The organism is Trinickia sp. Y13 (genome assembly GCF_029522115.1).
Lineage (GTDB): Bacteria > Pseudomonadota > Gammaproteobacteria > Burkholderiales > Burkholderiaceae > Trinickia.
The window spans coordinates 95,880-111,524 of the sequence record NZ_JAKWFK010000013.1 but is presented as its reverse complement, the minus strand read 5'-3'; the positions used below and the strand labels follow the sequence as shown (position 1 = coordinate 111,524).

At 63.5% G+C, this 15,645-nt stretch carries 12 protein-coding genes; 4 read left to right on the top strand and 8 right to left on the bottom strand.

Annotated features, from left to right (window positions below):
• Window positions 1-13: 13 nt before the first annotated feature.
• Window positions 14-892 (bottom strand): LuxR family transcriptional regulator, encoded by an 879-nt coding sequence (locus MMB74_RS21170; protein WP_277430620.1) that lies wholly within the window; start codon window positions 890-892, stop codon window positions 14-16.
• Window positions 893-1,143: 251 nt separating this feature from the next.
• Here MMB74_RS21170 and serB point away from each other — a divergent pair, with 251 nt between their 5' ends.
• Window positions 1,144-2,274 carry a phosphoserine phosphatase SerB gene (gene serB, locus MMB74_RS21165; RefSeq protein ID WP_277430619.1) on the top strand — a complete coding sequence of 377 codons (1,131 nt, stop codon included), beginning with the start codon at window positions 1,144-1,146 and terminating at the stop codon, window positions 2,272-2,274.
• Window positions 2,275-2,323: 49 nt separating this feature from the next.
• Here serB and MMB74_RS21160 read toward each other — a convergent pair whose 3' ends face one another.
• From MMB74_RS21160 to MMB74_RS21140, 5 genes are all read right to left on the bottom strand, one after another.
• On the bottom strand, window positions 2,324-3,043 hold the full coding sequence (locus MMB74_RS21160; protein WP_277430618.1) for a 2OG-Fe(II) oxygenase: 720 nt from the start codon (window positions 3,041-3,043) through the stop codon (window positions 2,324-2,326).
• Between the two features lie 64 nt (window positions 3,044-3,107).
• Window positions 3,108-3,785 (bottom strand): hypothetical protein, encoded by a 678-nt coding sequence (locus MMB74_RS21155; RefSeq protein ID WP_277430617.1) that lies wholly within the window; start codon window positions 3,783-3,785, stop codon window positions 3,108-3,110.
• A 14-nt stretch (window positions 3,786-3,799) separates the two neighbouring features.
• A complete protein-coding gene (locus MMB74_RS21150) occupies window positions 3,800-4,498 on the bottom strand; it encodes a 2OG-Fe(II) oxygenase (RefSeq protein WP_277430616.1) in 699 nt (232 codons plus the stop codon).
• Window positions 4,499-4,546: 48 nt separating this feature from the next.
• Window positions 4,547-5,017, bottom strand: a complete 471-nt coding sequence (locus MMB74_RS21145) for a hypothetical protein (RefSeq protein WP_277430615.1) — start codon at window positions 5,015-5,017, stop codon at window positions 4,547-4,549.
• 487 nt (window positions 5,018-5,504) lie between these two features.
• Window positions 5,505-6,002, bottom strand: a complete 498-nt coding sequence (locus MMB74_RS21140) for an HD domain-containing protein (protein WP_277430614.1) — start codon at window positions 6,000-6,002, stop codon at window positions 5,505-5,507.
• 559 nt (window positions 6,003-6,561) lie between these two features.
• Between MMB74_RS21140 and MMB74_RS21135 the strand changes: the two genes are divergently transcribed.
• Window positions 6,562-9,807, top strand: coding sequence for an autotransporter (locus MMB74_RS21135; protein ID WP_277430613.1), 3,246 nt, complete (start codon window positions 6,562-6,564; stop codon window positions 9,805-9,807).
• Window positions 9,808-9,843: 36 nt separating this feature from the next.
• On the opposite strand, the gene MMB74_RS21130 is transcribed toward MMB74_RS21135, so the two are convergent.
• Window positions 9,844-10,551 carry a DUF3455 domain-containing protein gene (locus MMB74_RS21130; protein WP_277430612.1) on the bottom strand — a complete coding sequence of 236 codons (708 nt, stop codon included), beginning with the start codon at window positions 10,549-10,551 and terminating at the stop codon, window positions 9,844-9,846.
• A gap of 450 nt (window positions 10,552-11,001) precedes the next feature.
• Between MMB74_RS21130 and MMB74_RS21125 the strand changes: the two genes are divergently transcribed.
• Window positions 11,002-11,466 (top strand): lytic transglycosylase domain-containing protein, encoded by a 465-nt coding sequence (locus MMB74_RS21125; protein ID WP_277430611.1) that lies wholly within the window; start codon window positions 11,002-11,004, stop codon window positions 11,464-11,466.
• Between the two features lie 92 nt (window positions 11,467-11,558).
• On the opposite strand, the gene MMB74_RS21120 is transcribed toward MMB74_RS21125, so the two are convergent.
• Complete coding sequence (locus MMB74_RS21120) at window positions 11,559-12,716, bottom strand: hypothetical protein (RefSeq protein WP_277430610.1); 1,158 nt, start codon at window positions 12,714-12,716, stop codon at window positions 11,559-11,561.
• Between the two features lie 667 nt (window positions 12,717-13,383).
• On the opposite strand from MMB74_RS21120, the gene MMB74_RS21115 reads away from it, so the two are divergent.
• On the top strand, window positions 13,384-15,498 hold the full coding sequence (locus tag MMB74_RS21115; protein WP_277430609.1) for a winged helix-turn-helix domain-containing protein: 2,115 nt from the start codon (window positions 13,384-13,386) through the stop codon (window positions 15,496-15,498).
• The last annotated feature ends 147 nt before the right edge of the window (window positions 15,499-15,645 follow it).

Sequence of the window (15,645 nt, the reverse complement as noted above, 5' to 3'; positions counted from 1 at the left end):
CGACGCGCACGCTTCAGACGACGAGCAGCCGTCCCGCGAGGTACGCGAGCTGCACGCGATTGAGTACGCCGTACTTCTTGCGGATCTGCCGCATGTGATAGTCGACGTTGCTGCGCGACATATTCAGTTGCTGCGCGATTTCGCGGTCGCTCAGACCAGTCGCGGTGAAGTTGAGGATGCGCCGCTGTAGATCGGATAGGGTGGGCGTTTGCGCCATCGAAGCCATTTGCTCGGCCAAGAATGCGTGCACGCCGAGGCCTAGCGCATAGGCTTGCCCGACAACGCGATCGTCGATCCATTCGCTCGTTCGGTTGACGGAGCTGAAGATCATCACGCTGTGCTCGAGACTGGCCGGATCGACGAGCCCGAACGCGATGCCGCTGCGCGTGCCGCAAGCATCCGCATCTTCGATAAAACGGCGCATCCGGCCACCGGATTCGCCCACTGCAATGGCGCCGTCGGCTGCGAGCGTGTCGTGGTCCCAGACGAGAGGGCCGTTGTGGCGACACGCGAAGGCCATGCGCGGATCGATATCGAAGTAGCGCTGGTCGACATAGCGCTGCGCCCATCCCGGCGGAGAGCACAGATCGAAGTAACGGGCGCGGTTGACCATTTCACCGAGCCGCACGAGCCGACAGTAGCAGAACCAATCGAAGCCTATCGTGCGCAGCGCGATCCGCAGCAATTGTTGGCGCTCGTGCGCGGAATGTGCGTTGGCGAGGTCGGTCGCAATTTCGGAAACCCGATCGCGGCCGTTCGATTCGCCGCGACGCACTGCATTCTTACCTACGACGAGTTGACAGTCGGCGACTTCGATGAAGTCGATCGCGTGTCGGGCGTTCGGCTGGCCGCTTCCTGTCGATGAGCGCTTGCGCGTTTCGGGGTGTGTCATCAAGTCCTCCGTCATATGTGCGGCACGGCGCATGGTCGCGCGACGTTTCATGGTTCTCGACTATAGTCGCGTGGATATCGGCCGGGGAACTGCGTCATTCAGTAGTGTTTCGTGCTCGTGTTCCGATGGATTCACCGCTTACTACGAATCTCATGGTTCGGCGCGAGGCGCGGCACTCTTACACTTTGCGTCGCAGCATTGCGGCGATTCCGCTCCCGCTTCGGGGCAATTTCACTCCACTCGATTCCCGTATGGCCAGAACATCCCTAAACGTGCAGCCGCGCGGCCACGCGTCCGTGAAGACGCTGTCCGACAAACCGCCGACGTCGCCGAGCGAGACCGCGGCGAGGGGCGGACCCTCGCGCATGGGCGAGTCGTCGAACGAGTTGGCCGCGCTGGCCATGTTGGGCGCGAAGCGCCCCCGTGCGCCCGTGCGTGCATCCGCGACGGTGGTTGAAGACCGCTTGAACCATGTCGTCGTCCAAGCGCCGTATCTGCCCGAACATGTGTTGGACGAATTCATTCGTTTGATGCGCCCGGGCGGCTCCACTGTGCGCCTGCCGCTTGCAACGGGCGATGCCTATCGCCTGCATGACGTTGGACGAGTGGCGCCGGAGCGTGCGATGCAATTGCAGGCGCTCGCCGATCGCCACGGTGTGGACACCGCGGTCGTTCCGGGCTGGCGCAGCATCGATCGTGTCGGGCTCGTCGCATCGGATATGGACTCAACCCTGATTTTGGGGGAGTGCATCGATGCCATCGCGCGCAAATGGCAGTCGATTTTGGACGCGCGCGGCGTGACCGGGCGCGACATCGGGAAACAGATCGAGGCGATCACGACGCGGGCGATGAATGGCGAGATCGATTTTGCCGAGAGCCTGCGCGAACGCGTGGCGCTTCTAGAGGGCTTTCCCGTTTCCGAATTGCGGGAGGTCTATCGCGAACACGTCGAGTTGAGTCCTGGCGCACGGGAAATGATTGCTGCGTTCAAGGGGGTTGGGGCCGAGGTGGGCGTGCTGTCGGGTGGTTTCACTCATTTCACGGTGCCGTTGAAGGCGGATCTGGGCCTCGATTTTCAAGCGGCGAACGTGCTCGAAACGGATGGCGAGGTGCTGACCGGGCGCGTGATCGGCGAGGTGTTCGATGCGCTGGCCAAAGCCAATCAAGTGCGCGCGAGGCGTCCGGCGGGCGCGATGGCAGCTGCGGTGGGCGACGGCTCGAACGATGTGCCGATGCTGGGCGAAGCGGACGTCGGCATTGCATACCACGCCAAAAACGGCGTGGCCGAAGCGGCTAGAAAACGCGGCGGCGTGATCCACGAGGTGAAGCACACTGGACTCGACGCGCTACCCAATTTGTTTCTTTCGAGGGTAGGGTCATAGTCCCAAGGCGGCCCCGGGGGAAAGGGGCCGCTTGCAATGGAATGGTCGATCAGTCGCGGCTCCCTTGCGCTCGCCGAGCGCGATCTTGGGGCCGAGCGCACAGCCATGTCGTTGCGATCCATTTGTGGCCGGCCGATACCGGCGTGGAGCCGTGCACGAAGCGTCGATCCGGGTCGGTCGCCGTTCCCGGATAGCTGAAGAACAGCGCGTTTCCTTTTTGCGGCGCTACGAACAGGCCGTCTAGCGCGGGAAACACCGTGTTCCCCGAGCCCGCGCAGTCGTTCAAATACACGATGAGCGTGGCCAGTCTTTGGCCCTGTCGTTTTAAAGCACCGTGATACGCGGGGATAGCCGGATCGAAGAAGTCGTGATGCAGCTTGAATCCGTCGCCCATGCCGTAGTACGACAGCTGCATGGGCTGAAAGTGCGAGCGGGGCCAGCGTGTTAGCGCCTCGATTCGCGTTTCGATGCGCTGGATCAAATCGTGCTCGGCCCCGAAAAGCAGGCCGACATGTCCGATTCGCGCAGTCGTGAAAGAATCCTCACGCGTTACCGCGCTGACTACCCGCGCGGGTTCGAGCGTCCCGCTCGATAGCGCGATCAACGCGTCGCATTCGGCATCGGTCAGAAAGCCTTCCAGAAGAACCATCTGCGAGGACGCAGGCGTGAAAACGCGGTGGGCGAGTATCCGGGTAACGCGGCCGTCGGGGAAGCGCACGGCGTTCTCCCGTAGCTCGATCGAGGGATGCGTTGCGTGTGGCGAATTCATGCGTCGGGTTTCGCTTTTCTGTTGTTCCGCCTTCTGCCGCTTAACGCGTGGCGCGTCGCCTGCGCTATTCATGTTGGTTTCGCGCCAACCACTTCGTGGCGATCCATGTTTCGCCGGCGGGAATCGTCAACCCGCCGAGCGTGCCGAGGCCGCCGGCCGTCTCTCCGAGATCGGGGTAGTTGAAAAACAATGCGTTGCCTTTGTGCGCGCAGACTGAGAGACCCGTTTGGGCAAACGAAATTTCGCCCGCGGTCGGGGCATCGTTGAGATACATCACGACGGTGGCAATCGGCCGTCGAGCGTCTTGGGCATCGGCGTCGCGCGCCGTATCCTTCAGATCGACGGCGCCGCCATATGTCGCGAGGTCGCGGCCCTCGCGGTAACGCGTGACGCGCAACCCATAGGCGTCGGCGGCCGGCCACTGCGATAGCGTCGCGATGCGTGCCTCGATCTTTGCGATGACGTCGTTTTCGGCGCGGGCGAAATGAGCGTGTTCGACCGTCTCTGCGGGCCGGTGCGACGGCGTCGAGGAGCAGAGATCAGCGGCCATCGCGGGCTGGAGCCTCGCGCCCGATAGCGACACCAAATCGTCGCACTCCGTCTCCGACAACAAGCCGCCCAATACGACGATTTGCGGGGCGAGCTCCGGCGAAATCGAGTACGCGTGCAGCTTGACGCGGTGTCCGTCGGGGCAGGTCAGTATGTTTTTCTCGATGCTGATCCAAGGGTAGGTGGTGTCCATGATGTTTGGCGATGTCAAAACTTGATGGGCGTCGAGGTGGGGGATTGGCGCTCGCAAAGCCACGTCGTCGCGATCCACTTCTCCCCTTCGAAGACGGGGCCAGCGGCATGCAGGCAGCTTGTGTCGGGCTTGCCATCGGCGTTCGGCGGATAGCGGAAAAACAGCGCGTTACCTTTTTGTGGGCAGACAAACAAGCCATCCAGACGCGGAAACGCGGTGGCTCCCGAGCTTGGGCAGTCGTTCAGATACATCAGAAACGTCGCAAGCCGCTGTCCGTTGATCTCCAGAATCTTCTTGAACGCGGGCATGTCGGGGTTGTAGCAGTCGTGATGCGGCTTGTATTGCCCGCCAATGCCGTATCGGATGATTTGGACATCCTGGAAGCGATCGACGGGCCATTGCGTCAGCGCTTCGATTCGCGCTTCAATTCGCCGGGTCAGTTCGTATTCGGCGCCGTCGAAAGCCACCATATCGGCAACGCGCGCCGGTGACACGAAGGCGTCGCCCGTTTTCGAACTGACGACTTCGGCGGGGCTGAGCCTATTTCGTGCGAGCTGGATCAACTCGTCGCATTCGGCATGCGTCAGGAAGCCTTCGAGCACGACGACTTGCGGCGTGGGCCCGAGCGGTGTCTTATAGGTCAGCACGCGAGTGCGATGACCGTCCGGCAAGATAATCCTGTTTTCACGGATATCGATTCGAGGTTGGTCCATAGGGGTTGAGCTCGCGGAAAAGAATGACGATGATCGGTCGATGGCGCATCAGGCCGCCGGGTCGTAGGCGTGTTCCCTTACCTCGTAGATGGTTTCGTGCGCCGATTGCGAGGCGAGCCCCAAGAAGTCTGCGGCCCTGACGGTCTCGCGGCCAATCGGGGTGACTTTCGTCGTCGAGCGCCATTCCCATCCGTTCTCGCACGAGAACGTGGCGGGCGGCAGGTGGTACAAAAAGCCCGTTGCGTCCCAATCGATCGTGTCGTGGATCACGGCAACGAAGACTTCGTTGTGCTTGCGCCACCACCGTGGCCGCTGCAAAGCGCCAGTCTTTGTCTCGCGGCATCGCAAGGCAAACACGAGGCCGATTCGTCGGTCATCCGACGCATAAACGCCCTTGCGGCATCGCGGATCGGTTGTTGGCGTCGGGAACGAGGGCATCGCCTCGTCGAAAAGATAAGGGCTGCCGTGATACAAGATGGGTGGTTTTTCGAGCATACGGATCCAGAAATGGTCAGGCATGCATCGGGTCCGGCGCGGAGCGCGTCGGGGAGGGCGTCGCGATGCGATCGCACCGAACCCTAGAGCATTCGGCTCCTGGGTCTCGAGGCAAGCACGAACGGCGCGCTTGCCTCGAGGCCGTTACAGGCCCTTCACGTCTCCGCTGCGGGGCGGTTCCCATGCAGCGTCTTGGCGGTCCACGGCGCCCCCCTGTCGGCGCAATTGCCCCAGCATTGCGAGGTTTTGGGCGAGAACCGGTGATCGAGCGGGTTGACCCTGCGGGGTGGGGGCCTTTCGATCTCCATGCGGCGTCGTAGCGGGCGTGCCGGTGGAGATGGGCGAAATGGTGTTGATACCGGAAACAGTGATCGGCATATCGATTTCCCTGTTAATGGAAGGGGTAAGGATAAAAATGGTCTACAAGACCGAGCATTCATGCGTTGGAAGAAAGGTGCATGAATTGGGTTAATCGAGCATCCTAATAGAGGGCGTCGATCATCAGCTTGAATTAGAGACTCTCTAGTGAAATATCGGTGAGTTCAGCTGAAGCTTCTTCGAGGAATTGCTTTGCGTGAGTCGATAGAAAATCAGGATGAGGTTGTATGCCGACTCGACCTAAATCCAGGCGGTCACCATCCCAACACGACTGAATAGTCGGATCCGTGTGTATCCAGCCATCGCTGTGAAAGCGAATGGCGGTGCATAGCTGATCGAGCTGCAGCTCGGACAAAGTGTAAAACGTGCCATTCAATCGACGGGCGAATTCCGCCCCTCTTTCTCCGTGCAGGGGATCGAGCCGCTCGGCGATTCGGCAGCAGTCATGCAGATAGGCGAACAATTCGACGACGGCCAAGTCCGCACCGCTGCGCATCCCGATTTGCGTGCCGAAGCAATGTACGCGAAGCCAGTGATTGATGCCATGGATGCCATGCCAATCTATTTTGAAATTGCGTTCTAGGTGCGCTAATAGGCCGCGACGATCGTATGTCGATCCTTCGTTGTTCATGTTCGGTATTCGTGAAAGAAAATGCTTGATCGAATGGGGAGAAACAAGCCATCGATCGATTATCGGATTTAAAGACCTGTTTGCGTGAAATGGTGAAAATCGATTGATGTGCAAGCAGTGTCGTTATAAGACTATAAGGCCACCGCCAATGCGGTCATCCATGCGAAGGCGTCGTTGGTGAAACGAAGTTCTTCGCGTTTTAGGCGCTGTTTCGGAGGGCAAAGAACGTAGTTATGGGGGCGGCAAGAGCGGGACCCTACGAGAACGGCGCTAGCCGCGTTTCGTTCGTCAGTCCACCGCTTCGGGCCGCGACATGGCAAATGAAGCGGCCTGTCACATTCGGCCCGCATAGTGCGACCCGGTTCCACTACGCCATGCCGTCATGCCCGATTTCAACTGGCGCAAAGTCTCGCCGCGCAGCACTGCCGGCGAAAAGCAGCCTGATGTGCACTCGGCCGGTGTAGCCGAGGGGGCAACGCCCGGATCGTCGAGCGCGGGTTCGCAGCCTTGCGCGCCGGGCGCGCCGCAGCCGGTGATCCCTCACGGAGCGCTTGAAAAAATGAAGCGGACGCTATCGCGTGCGAGGCATGCGCTCGGCGCGCGCAGGGTCGATGTGAGCACGGCGTTTTACCAGCACACGAAGCACGGCCATAGCTCGGGTTCGACGCGTTTCGTTCAAAGCGGCAAGCGCGGCGAGGCAAGCGCCCCCATCGCCGAGACAGCCGGGAACGCGCCGCGGATTGATACCGCTCGGCTCGTATCGCAGGTGATCGAAAGCCCGCGCGCTCGCACGGGATCCGATGCGTATCCGGCCGTATTGTTCGTCGAGACGCCCCTCGATACGATCACGAGCGCCGAGGCGCTGCGTGCCTACGTGCGGCAACTTTTCGAGGATCGGTCGCATTACGGCGCGCAAGCGAGTGTGTTGGCGCGCGCGGCGCTCGAGGTCGCTTCGGGCAGCACCCTGCCGCCTAGGACCGAAGCTGCAGCAGCCATGCGCGGCGCGCTTCTGGCGTTGGCGCTGCGGCAGGCGGGCATCACGCATGCCGCGGCGGCGCACAGTGCGCTCGAGCGCATCGCCTCGCTCGATTTCGACACGCCTCACACTTGCGTGTCTTCGAGCGAAACCGACCGAGAGGCCTGGCTGACCGTGCGCTTGCTCGCCCGTTCGACCGAAGGCTTCGGGATAATCGACGCATTGCGCGCCGCGACCTCGGCGCCGTTCAAGGACGATGCGCATCGGACGGCGTTCAAGACGCTGCTCGAGAGCGCCGATGTGCTCGATCCATTGCCACGGGAGGCGTCCGCGCTCCGCATGCACGATGGCGCGCTTGGCGCGGTCTCGTTGCGAGCCAAGCTTGGCGGCGGTCCTCTCAGGAGCGATGAACGCGGGCCGCACGCTTTGGCTAGGCGCGCCTTCGACGCCGCTTCGGTCCGGCTGGAGCGGGGGCGCGCCGCGCTGACGCCGGATCAAAAAGGAGCGCTCTTCGCGTGGCAGCAGTCGTTCACCGAAGACGGACGCGGCACCGAGTTGTCGAAGGTTCGCGAGCGTCTGAACAAGTTCGTGTCGAAAACCATTCCGCGTGTTGGCGAAAGCAGATGGAAAACGCTGTTGCCGCGATTGTTCCGTGGGCGGGAAGGATCGCCCTTGTCCGCATTGCGGCTCGGGACGCAAGGTGCGACGAGAAAGACGGCGAAGCAGGAGCAGGAACTGTATCGGCAGGGCCTGCGCGAGAGCCTCTCGACGTTGACGCTGAACCCGGAGATGCAAAGCGCAGCGGTGCTCACGCATGCGCGACCGAAACATTCGCTGGTCGAACTGGCCGCCTTGCATACGTGGCTCGAGCGCGGCGGCTTTGCGCACGAACGGATGGACGAAGACGCTATCGTCGCAGTGGCACGGCGTGCGCAACAGATGTGTGCCGAACTGGACAAGGTGAAAGGGGCGCACCCTGACGTCTTGGCCGACTTGCGACGAGCCACGGCGTGCTGGGCCGCGATGACGCCGCAGCAACTGGCCAAGACCAAGCCGTTCAAGTCGATCGCCAAGCGAGCCTATACGCCGGAGCGGCTCGCCCTATGGGGCAAGGTCGCCCGCGTGCCCGACGACTCGCCGTTTTGGACGTCGCTCGACCGTCTGCGCTCGCTGGCTCGCCCGAGTGGACCGGCGCTCCCGGCGAGGTCCTTCGCGCGCACGGCCGCCGAAGAGTTGTTCGGGGAATTCGGCGGCCAGATCGGGGCGACACTCGAGACCGAACGCGTCGATGACGTGCGCGCGATGCTCAAAGAGGTGATAGAGACTTTGCCCTCCAGTGCGCGTTTGCGGTTGGCGGACGGCGGTAGTCAGCGCGTGAGCACGAGCGGTCTGAACGCGATGATGCACGCGGGCGTTTTTCCCATTTCGCCGCGGCTCACGTTGCGCGCATCGCGCTCGCGCGAAACGGTAGTCGAGTTCGCCCATGGCACGCATGGTTTCGAAATGTTCGTCGGCAGGGCAAAGACGTCGCAAAGGCAAGTGGGGGCCGGCGTGCTTGTCGGCTATGACGTCGAAATGGCGTTGACGAACCTGCGCGTGGGGCTTGCCACGAACGTCACGCTGCACGCTCAGGAGTTGACGGAGGCCTCGGGCGTCACGGTGCGCGTTCCTCACCGGCTCAAACCCGACGGCAGCGGATTCGACGACAAGGCGACGCGAGCGGCTTTTTGGGCCGTCGTGGAGCATTTCTTGGCCGAAGCATCGCAGCCGCACGACGACGGGGCCAACGGCTCGTTCAATCGACTTGCGGATATCGGGCTCGACCATCCCGACGTCTCGATCGGATGGACCGACACTCGCGCCAGGACCTCCAAGCGTGGCGTAACGGTCGATGCGACCGCGAGCGCCAAGCTCTTGAGCTTCGGCCCGCGGTCGGCGCGCAATCCGAAAACGGGCAAAACGGCGAAGCTCTTCGGCGTCAGCGCGGGACCCTCCATGGGGATGGGCTGGGAAAAATCACGGCAGGAAGGCAGCATGATCGAGCGAAGCGGTCGACATCGGATCGAGCAGCGGTACGTGGGGGCGGGCAACCTCGTGCAGTGGCGCGGCGGCGTTGCGCCGGGATTCTCGCACTCGCTCGATGCGAACGGGCGCAGCAGCGTGGGATTGCTTTCTCTGGACGCGTTGGTTGCGACGGTCGGACTCGCCGACAATGGCGGCACCGCCAAACTGACGCTGTCGATCGAAAACGACAAGCTCAACTATCGAGCATGCACGCTCGAGCGCGAAGAACTCAGCGGAACGCGATACGCGGATACGATCGAGGGTGCGCGTGCTCATCTGGTGCCTATGTTGGCAGGACATCATGAGTCGCAGGCGCAGAGCTTCTCGAGCGCCTCCGAGGCACTGGCCGATCCGCTGTCGCTCGCGCGCGCGCGCGTGCAGGAGTACATATCGACGGTGCGCCATAATCGCCAGTTCAATCACGCGTACAAATACGGTTTGAGATTGCTTCGCGACCCGGCCGCGTCGATCGATATGCTGACGGCGCTCGCGCAGCAAAGCGGTCATGATCCGGACGTGGATGCATTCGTTCACGCGCGGCGGGGCGCCATCCTCGGCAATCCAAAGGCGTGGGTGCCGCGCAAGCTGTCGATCAGAGAGCGCAACAGCGCGACGCGCAGCCCGGGGCTGAACATCGGCGTCTCGCTCAATACCCGAACGAGCGCGACCGGAGACCACGATTTCGCGAACTTGAGCGTGCCGTTCCCCGTGCTGGAGGCAATCGACGAACAGGGGCATTGGACAGCGTCCGACGCGGTCTCATAGGCTATGGGCCGCGGGACGCGCCGCGGTGGTTCGCGTTCAGCGGGAGGGCATGGGAAGCGTCTTGCCGGACAGCGAGGCGCTGTGCACTGCGGCAGCGTCCGTGCTGGAACCCGGTCGTGCGGCGTTCGTGCTGGCGGGTGCTCGATAGATCAGATAAGTGGCGCGATAGGGCGCATAGAGCACGGCGCCTTCGTTCGCGCACATGCCCTCAGGCGCCACGCCCCCCTTGGTGTTGACACGTTGGATCAGCTGGGTCCGGGCGAAGCGCCCAGTACCGGCTTGCGCGCCTGCATTGAAGCGCGAAACGAGTCGCGCCCAAGGCAAGTCCTGCTGGCCCATCGACGCTTTGGCGTCGACCCGTGTGACGGCGTAGCTTCCGTCGTCGGCCATGAAATAGCCGCCTGGCGTGGTCGTTCCGATACGTTTTCCGGCCGAATCGAAGAGCGACGATTCGACGCCTCGATACGCCCACGACAGATCGGCGCCGCTGCGATTGCATTCGTAGACGACCTGGCCGCTCGCGCTCAATACATCGTCCAGTACGGCGCCCGGGTATGCGCGTAGTCCTTCCGGCAAGTCGCTGTTGACAGGAGGCGAGGGCGGCGCAGCGCAGCCGGCCGCGACGATGAGCAAAGCGATGGATAGGGCATGTGCCGAGATGGACGGCCGACGGCCGGCCATGCCGGCGCGCGGGCCGAATCGGCTTGCTGCGCCAGTCGCGATTTCGTGATGTTTACGCTGCATGACATGTCCCCCGACCGGCTGCCCGGCCACTGTTGGGCGGAGAACGGCGCCGCGTTCACGCGCGCGCCGTTCGTGCCGCTTAGTCAAGATGGCCAATCATACTGGGTGCGTTATGCGCTTCGACGCCGCTTCTTCGCCTGTGCACTCAACACTTCGCTATCGCATGGAGATCGCCGAGCAATGCGTCGAGACCGCGAAGGAGGGAGAGGACCTGCTCGCGTTCGTTTTCATCGTTCGAACTTCGCTCATGCGGGCGTGAAGCCGCAGCGTTGGACGCACAATGGCGCATCAAAACAATGACGGCCTCATGTGCCTATTTAGACTTCAATGAGCGTCTCATCTTCACTTTCAGCGCGTAGAGCGTCGCGCCGCGGAGGCTTTGCCGTCTCCATGGAGCGTGCGCGTTCTCTCGCGCGCGCCGGTTTCGCCTGCCTAATCGGAATCTGGGGCATGGGCGCAGCATCGCTCGCGTATGGCAACTGCTTCGACGATGCGGCTGCGTATCAACATGTCAATCCGCTGATACTGCGCGCGATCGCATGGCAGGAATCGCGTAATCGTCCCGACGCCAAGCATGTCAATGCGAACGGTTCGATCGATTACGGCGTGATGCAGATCAACACCATTCATTTGGCTACGCTGGCGCAATACGGCATCGACAGAGAGGCGCTGATGTCGCCCTGCAAGAACATTTATATCGCGGCTTGGCAACTGCGCCGGCAAATCAACAAATACGGCAACACCTGGGCGGCGGTAGGCGCCTATCATTCCGCGACGCCCGCGCTGCGCGACGGATACGCGCGCCAGATCGCCGCTATTTTGCGGCGCTGGGGAGTGTTGCCGCAACAAGGAACGAGCGCGGTGAACGAGGCCCGCGCATCCATGCGGTCCACGAGCGCGCTTGCCTCCGAGTAGCAGGACAGTCCGGCGCCGCGTTGGGATCGAGCGGCGTTGGACGAAAATCGGCCGGGTCGCCGCAGCGCTCCGGCCTGCGCTTTAAGCGGTCTTTAAGCGGTCTTCGGCGCGGGGAAATCGGCATCCTTGTTGTCACGCAAGAATGCGGCTTGCGCCCCGGCCGTCAGCGAACCGAATACCTCGCGCAATGCGGCATGAAGCGTATCGGCGCCGCGGATAGGCAAGTTCTTCTTTTCGGCGTACAGCCTGCGGAAGGCGAGGAGCTGTTCATCGACACGGCCTCCCGGCGTGCGCGCGTCGGACGACAGCTGGGGAATCGCTTGCGCGAGATTCGCAAATCCCGACGCGCGTTCGCTCACGACAGGATAATTCTGTAGCCCCTGCAGCATCTGGCTGAAGACCTTCATTCGCTGGTCCGGCGCAAACCTTTGTAGCACTTGTTCGGCGGTCTGCGCGCCCGCCGAATTGTTGGGATACGCGCGTTCGGCGGTAGGCGCGGGTTGAGGGGCGCGAGCGTCGTATTGCTGCGGCGGCTGCGGCGGCACGGGCGGCGGCGACGCACGACCCGCTTGTTGCGCTCGCGGCGGCGTCGCGGGCGCGCCGTAGCCTGCCGGCGGCGGCCCGAAGGCGCCGGTTTGCGCTTGTGCGGCCGGTTGCTGCCGGGGCGCGTTATAGCTCGGATGCGGCGGGCCGAACGTCCCCAAAGGCTGCGCTGCCATGGGCGGTTGCGGTGCAGCAGGGGCGCCGCCTTGTTGCGGCCAAAAGGGGGGCGGGCTAACGGGCCATTGCTGCGGCGGCCCAGCATAGGCCGGATAGCCTTGCTGATACCCGCCGGGCGGTTGAGGCGGCGGAGCGTAACCCGGCGGGGGCATGCCACCGGGTTGTTGCATCGGGTACATCTGCTGCCCCGGTTGCTGCCCTTGCCAGGCGGCGGGTTGCTGTTGCGCGCGTTTTCGCAGGTATTGCCGAATCGCTTTCACTCCCGCACCGACGCCGGCGCCGAACACGAACGAGCGCAAGATGATCGGGATCCCAAATCCCAGCATCGTGCCTGCTCCGAGGCCGCCTCCGCCGCTCGGTAAGGCGGCAAACAGTTCCAGCGTCGGCAATGCCGCAGAGATTGCTCCGCCGATCAGCGCTGGGCGCACGTAGCCGCGCGCACGACTGGGTTGCGTCGTCGCCGGGTAGGACTGCGCGTAGGGCTGCGCCTGCCCCGGGCCGCCGTTGGGGTACGGTTGGCCGTAGCTCACCGGCGCTTGCCGGGGAGGTTGGCCGGGCGCCACGTTTCCCTGTTGGGGAGCATGCCCCGAGGGCTGCCTCGCGCTGCTAAAGAAATCTACGAGTTTCTGTAGCCTGCCCGGTTGCGGCTGCCTCATGCTCGCGGTAGGGGTGCGTGTCGGCCGTGGCGGGATGCCCGGCCCGAATTGCCCCGCTGCCTGGCTGGTCGGGCGGCCGGCGGGCGGCTGCGCAGGGCGCGCCGGCGATTGTCCTGCATGCTCGGGCGGCACGCCCTGTGGCACTCCACCGGAAACTCTAAAGTCGGACATAGCGATCCTTCGGTGCGACGTGAATGCGACGGTTGATTCCGAATCTCGAATGCTGAACGACATCGTTCTGTCATACGGCGATACACGTTCAATGCACGAGACGATACAGGGCCGCCAGCGCGGCTCACCCCCTGGGCACGAAGGCGTCGTTTGCGCAACGAAGCGCGCGCGGTCGGGCCCAGCGACATCGCGGCGCCGCGCCATGGGGGCAGATTCGGACGGACGTTCCCGCCGCGCTCGCCTTCCTACTTCTTCGGGGCGTAAATGAGTTCAAACGAAGCGTTCCGAAAGTTCGCAAAACTACGAATATTTGCGCATTTAGCGACGCGGTTCGCGACGAGAATGTATACGGGCCCCTCGGAGATTCAAGGTGACGCTGCTGCGACTTACGCGACCCGTCGTTGTTTTCGGCCGGTATCGATTGTCACAAGACCCGCTCCGTCTCACCGCGGATGGCGCGCCCGTTGCCGTCGGCGCTCGCGCGCTAGCGCTCTTGTCCGCGCTCGTTGAAGCCGATGGCCGGCCGGTCTCGTTCGCCGAGCTCGCAAACCGCATTTGGGGCCGCCCGAACGTCGAGATCAATTCCGTGCAGGTACAGGTATCGGCGTTGCGCCGTGCGCTGGGTGAGGATCGGGATTTGATTGCGACGATGGCAGGATTCGGCTATCGCTTCGCCGGCTCCGCCAAAAGCTTGGAGGCACAAAGCCAGGCGCCCGCCGCGAGCGAGTCGGCGCCCGCCTATCCGCTCAGCGCTGCGCTCGGCATTCCCAACCCTTCGACAGCATGCGTGCCGCTGCGTCGCACGCCGTTTATCGGCCGCTACGCGGAGCTCTCCGAACTGCTCGGCCTGATGTCGACGGCCCGCGCCATTACATTGGTGGGCGCATCCGGACTGGGGAAGACGCGTCTCGCGCACGAGGTCGCGCGGCGCGTGGCCTCCCATTTCCCCGACGGGATAGGGGCGGTTGCGCTCTCTCCGCATTCGCCTCCGGAGAATCTCGTTCGTCCCCTTGCGCTGGCGCTGCGGATCGAGCGGGCAAACGAATGCAGCACGCCCGAACAATTGGCCGCCGCGATCGGTGCGCGGCGCTTGCTGCTGATCGTCGATTGCTGCGCACGGTTGAGAGCGTCGCTCGGCGAAGTGCTCGCAAGGCTTCTGAGCGCTACGCCCGCACTGCAGGTGATCGTCACCTCCACCGAGCCTCTGTGGATCAGCCAGGAACAAGTCGTGGCGGTCGGTCCGCTGAGCGCGCCGCATCTTCGCGATTGCAGAATCGAAGAAGCCCTCGCATCCGATGCGTGTCGACTGCTGCTCACCCGTCTCGCAGTCCTGCGCGATACGGATCGGCACAAGCTGAGCCAGCGCGCGCGAACCGATGCCGATGGGTCCGCTGAGTCCGAGCCGGATGGTTGCGCGCCGGACGCAGTCTCGATGGCCGCGCTGGTCACCCGTCGGCTCGGCGGCGCACCGCTTGCGCTCGAACTTGCCGCGTCGGCGATTGCCCATCGCATGAACGATGGTGTGCCGCTCGAGGCCGCGATGCTGGCGTTTGCGAACACGCTGGACGAGCGTGTGGCTCGCCGCGCGGGAAGGGCCGACACCGCGCTCTCGCCCGAGGCCGCGATCGCGACGGTAGTCGAACTGCTCCACGACGATCTCGATGACGAAACGCGAGCGCAACTGCGATGGCTCGGCATTTTCGGCGGCGAGTTCAGCCGCGATGCGGCGATCGGTATGTTGGTGCAGATCGCGCCGCCGGGGGATGGCAGCAATGCGGACGCGGCTCGAACGCGAGCGCGGTGCGAAGCGCATCTGGACGGTCTGCTCGGTGTGGGCTTAGTCGAGCGGATCGAGGGCAAGGGCGCTGCTGTGTTGCGGCTCCCAGGGCCAGTCCGTCTGTTCGCGAGCGATGCGTTAGCGCAGAGAAACGAATTGGGACGGGCGGCCGCAGCGCATGCTCGTTCGCTCGTGGCACGGCTTTCGACGGATTTGCAGTTCGGTGTCTGTCCGGCTGGCGATGAGAGGGGGCGCATCGAGCTCGAACTCGACGAGCTTCGCGCCGCGCTCAAATGGTCCGTATTCAACGACCGGTGCGAAATCGCAATTGCGCTGATAGAGGCGTCGGCGTCGATCTGGCGTGCGCTGTCGCTGGCGACAGAGTACCTGCGCATGATTCGGATCGTGCTGACGCGGGTCAGTGCGAGCGCGTCGCTGCGCACGCGAGAGGAAATGAGGTTGTGGAAGGCGCTGGCCAACGAGTTGCTTCTGACGCAGGGGCCGCGCCATGAGACCACGACCGCGTGGCGCAAGCTGTACGAGCTTGCCAGCGCTTGCGGCGACGATGTCTATCGACGACATGCGCTCGCCGGTCTCATCGAGTGTTTGCCGGAAACGTGGGAAATGCGTCGAACGGGAGGGGCGCTCCCCACCTACGAAGGGAATGTGCAACCTTGTCTGGAAGACTGGCGCCACGTCGAAGCGTAAGGGCCGATCGTTGCGCCATGTGGTGCGCGCGTAGGCTTCCACGCGCGGCCAGCCGGGCGCGATGAAGCTCTAGCGAGCTTGGTATGCCTTCGCGCGCCGGCCCGCGCTCAGTCCCCCTTCGCCACGCCTTTGAATTTGACGCCGCGA